Raw genomic sequence first — 4050 nt, 5'->3', positions numbered from 1 at the left:
TTATCTGCAGGTGTTAAGTTACCACTTTGACCAATAACAGCAATCTTGTTTTTATTTACAAGATCAATAAATTCTTGATTTTCAATTTCTACATGGAAGCCTTCAACTGCTTCTAATTTATCAATAGTTCCCCCCGTATGCCCCAATCCACGACCAGACATTTTAGCAACTGGTACACCTAGAGCAGCAACTAGTGGTCCAAGAACTAGAGTAGTTGTATCACCCACACCACCAGTGGAATGTTTATCAACTTTAATTCCCTCAATTTGAGACAAGTCGATCTGATCACCTGACTCAACCATTGCCATAGTTAAATCGGCTCTTTCTTTTTCAGTCATTCCTTTAAAGTAAATAGCCATCGTTAAAGCACTTACTTGATAATCAGGTATTGAACCGTCTGTATATCCGTTTATAATAAACTGAATTTCCTCTGTTGTTAATTCCTGACCGTCTCTTTTCTTCTCTATTAAGTCAACCATTCTCATGTTTATCACCGCTTCTTTATAGTATCTATTTTTATTTTGCCATACCTTTTACTATTTCTTTTATATAGCGAAGGAAATCAGCTTTCACTCTTTCTGTTGTTTCAATTACTTCATCATGTGTTAGCGGCTGATCAAGAATCCCTGCTGCCATATTAGATATACATGAAATACCAAGAACCTTCATCCCGCTATGACGCGCTACGATTACCTCAGGAACTGTAGACATTCCGACTGCATCTCCACCCAGCACTCGTGCCATCCGAATTTCTGCAGGTGTTTCATAAACAGGTCCTGGATTTCCAAGATAAACCCCTTCTTGAACCTTTATATTTAAACGGCTAGCGATTTCTTTCGCTGCAGCACGTAATTCTTTTGAATAGGCTTCGGACATATCTGGGAATCGTACACCAAGTTTAGAATCATTTGGTCCAATTAATGGGTTTGTCCCCATATTATTAATGTGGTCAGTAATAATCATTAAATCTCCTGCAGAGAAGCTTTCGTTTACACCACCTGCTGCATTTGTCACAATGAGCATTTCCACGCCTAATTCTTTCATTACGCGAACAGGGAATGTCACTTTATCCATACTATATCCTTCATAGAAATGGAACCGGCCCTGCATAGCTACTACCTCTACTCCATTTAATAAACCAAATACAAGTTGTCCAGCGTGACCTTCAACTGTAGAAATAGGGAAATCTGGTATTTCATTGTAAGGAATTTTAACTGGGTTCTCAATTTCATCTGCTAATACACCAAGACCTGAACCTAGGATTAATCCAATTTTCGGTGTATTTGCATATTTTTCCTTCAAAAAAGAAGCGGCATTATTGATTATTTCAAAGTTCATCCTCTTACTCCTTTTCAAGCTATTTAATATAGCTATTTTTTTATACATCTCATTTATTTCAATTCATTTAAAAAGCTTTTACCATACTTAGGCATTTTTACACTGAAGTTTTCAGCAACAGTTGCTCCAAGATCAGCAAAGGTTTCTCTTAATGGAATTTCTTTACCCTCAGTCATACTCTTTGAATATACGAGAAGTGGAACATATTCACGCGTATGGTCTGTACCTGGGGCAACAGGATCATTTCCATGGTCAGCTGTTATCATTAGTAAATCGTCTTCTTTCATTTTTGCAAAAACTTCAGGCAGGCGTGCATCATATTCCTCTAATGCTTTTCCATAGCCCTCAGGATCGCGGCGGTGACCATATAATGCATCAAAGTCTACAAGGTTTAAAAAGCTGATACCTGTAAAGTCCATATCAAAGGTTTCAACAAGCTTATCCATTCCGTCCATATTAGAGACAGTTCTTAGTGACTTTGTCACACCTTCTCCATCATAAATATCAGAAATTTTTCCGATTGCAATAACATCAAGACCCGCATCTTTCAATTCACTCATTACAGTCCGGTCAAATGGTTTTAAAGCATAATCATGACGGTTTGCTGTACGTTTAAAGTTTCCTGGCTCCCCCAAGAACGGACGAGCAATAACACGACCAACCATATATTTCTCATCAAGTGTCAATTCACGAGCGATTTTACAAATTTTATATTGTTCTTCAATTGGAATAATTTCCTCATGAGCCGCAATTTGTAGTACTGAATCGGCAGAAGTATAGACGATTAATGCGCCTGTTTTCATATGTTCTTCACCGAGTTCATCTAAAATTTCTGTTCCACTTGCCGGTTTATTCCCGATAATTTTTCTACCTGTGCGTTTTTCCAATTCGGAAACTAGTTCATCTGGAAAACCTTCAGGGAATACACGGAAAGGTGTTTGAATATTTAAACCCATGATTTCCCAGTGTCCGGTCATGGTATCTTTTCCGTTAGAAGCTTCCATCATTTTAGTGTAGAATGCTAACGGTTTTTCCGCTTTCTCTATGCCTTTCAGTTCACGGATATTACTTAAACCCAACTTACCCATGTTGGGCATGTTGAGTCCATTCATTCTCTCAGCAATATGGCCCAGCGTATCAGAGCCTTTATCTCCAAACCGTTCAGCATCCGGTGCTTCACCAATACCTACTGAATCCATAACAATAATAAAAATTCGTTTATATGTATTTGCAGCCATACGATTCTTCCTCCTTTTATCCATAGAAACCGTTTGCAAATGGTAACATTACAATACTATGTTTCCCTCTTTAAATTAAGATTATGAGACCTAATAAAATTCTATTTGTCAGAAGTCTGACATCTCTATTTTACTAGATGTTTAGGAAATTACAAGAAAAAGCTACCGAAAATTTTCGGTAGCTTTTTGACACTTTTGTGACTTACAGACTACTAATCTCTTAAGCCCTAGGATGAAATTTACTATACACATCCTTCAGTCTTGTTTTTGTTACATGAGTATAAATTTGGGTCGTGGAAATATCTGCATGCCCCAACATTTCTTGGACTGCTCTTAAATCTGCGCCATTTTCTAAAAGATGGGTAGCAAAAGAATGTCTAAGTGTGTGCGGAGTCAGTTCCTTTTCTATGCCTGCTTCTTTTGTTAACTTTTTTAATATCTTCCAAAAACCCTGTCTCGTTAACCGCTTTCCCTGATGATTTAAAAACAAAGCCTGCTCCCGGTATTTTTTTGAAACAAACTGTGGTCTACCAGTATCTAAATAAAGCTTAATGGCATCAGAAGCTGTACGCCCAATAGGAATAATACGTTCCTTATTTCCTTTGCCAATACAACGAATAAATCCCATGGTTAAGTGGACATTTTCAATATCTAAATTAATTAACTCACTAACACGAATCCCCGTTGCATATAAAAGCTCAAGCATCGCTTTATCCCTGATTCCATAGTGGTCTTTCTGCTTTGGTGTTTCTAAAAGAACTTCTACTTCCTGCAAACTCAATACCTTTGGCAAAGATTTCTCTAACCTTGGTGTTTCGATTAAAATAGATGGGTCCTGGTCTGTTGCCTTATCACGTAATAAAAATTGATGAAAGGCTCGAACCGAGGCAATATGTCTTGCCAAAGTCTTAGAGGATTTCCCTTGTTCCTTTAAAAATCCTAAAAAATGTACAATATGAATACGTTGAACATCATTTAATGTTAGGACGGATTCAACATTTTTTAAATAATGAAGATAGCTTTTTAAATCCCGCTCATAAGACACAATCGTATTCTTAGCCAGCCCTTTTTCCACTATTAAAAAATGCATAAAATCCTTTAATTGATCTTCCATCACATTACTCCCCATTTAAATAAAACAACATCAGCCGATCTAACAAGGAAGAATTTTCTTCTTCTACTGCATTGGACACTTTCAGTGCAGATCCTTCCGGTTCATCATAGCGATGATAATTTTGATATTCTTCAGATACCCACATGATACCATAATAAAAGAGAATCGTGCACCCAGTGAAAAGGATAAAAACCTTTAATGTTTGTAGTGCTACTTTAATAAAAGACATCTATCTTCCCCCAATTAATGATTACTAGTAAAAGCTATGCCAGAATGTACAAGTTTTATACCTAGACTCTATTAATAGTGGGGAAATATTTCAGCTTTTTAGTCTTTTATAAAAGGCTTTGTTAAACTTGT

General features: G+C 36.8%; 4 protein-coding genes and 1 pseudogene. All 5 read right to left on the bottom strand.

Going from position 1 to position 4050, the window contains the following annotated elements; genetic code table 11:
- Window positions 1-485, bottom strand: a pseudogene (gene deoA / locus ABES03_RS25545) (pyrimidine-nucleoside phosphorylase); the annotation flags it as partial.
- 31 nt (window positions 486-516) lie between these two features.
- The gene (locus tag ABES03_RS25540; RefSeq protein ID WP_430122001.1) at window positions 517-1338 is read right to left on the bottom strand and encodes a purine-nucleoside phosphorylase; all 822 of its coding nucleotides are present in this window, start codon (window positions 1336-1338) and stop codon (window positions 517-519) included.
- A 53-nt stretch (window positions 1339-1391) separates the two neighbouring features.
- A complete protein-coding gene (deoB, locus tag ABES03_RS25535) occupies window positions 1392-2576 on the bottom strand; it encodes a phosphopentomutase (RefSeq protein ID WP_430121999.1) in 1185 nt (394 codons plus the stop codon).
- Between the two features lie 220 nt (window positions 2577-2796).
- Window positions 2797-3690 (bottom strand): site-specific tyrosine recombinase XerD, encoded by an 894-nt coding sequence (gene xerD / locus ABES03_RS25530; protein ID WP_430121997.1) that lies wholly within the window; start codon window positions 3688-3690, stop codon window positions 2797-2799.
- Window positions 3691-3694: 4 nt separating this feature from the next.
- Window positions 3695-3919: a YqzK family protein gene (locus tag ABES03_RS25525; protein ID WP_430121995.1), complete on the bottom strand. Its 225-nt coding sequence runs from the start codon at window positions 3917-3919 to the stop codon at window positions 3695-3697.
- Between the last annotated feature and the right edge of the window lie 131 nt (window positions 3920-4050).

This window comes from Neobacillus rhizosphaerae (assembly GCF_050477885.1).
Lineage (GTDB): Bacteria > Bacillota > Bacilli > Bacillales > Cytobacillaceae > Neobacillus > Neobacillus rhizosphaerae_A.
The sequence above is the reverse complement of the archived record's forward strand: the minus strand, read 5'-3'. Positions and strand labels throughout refer to the sequence as shown.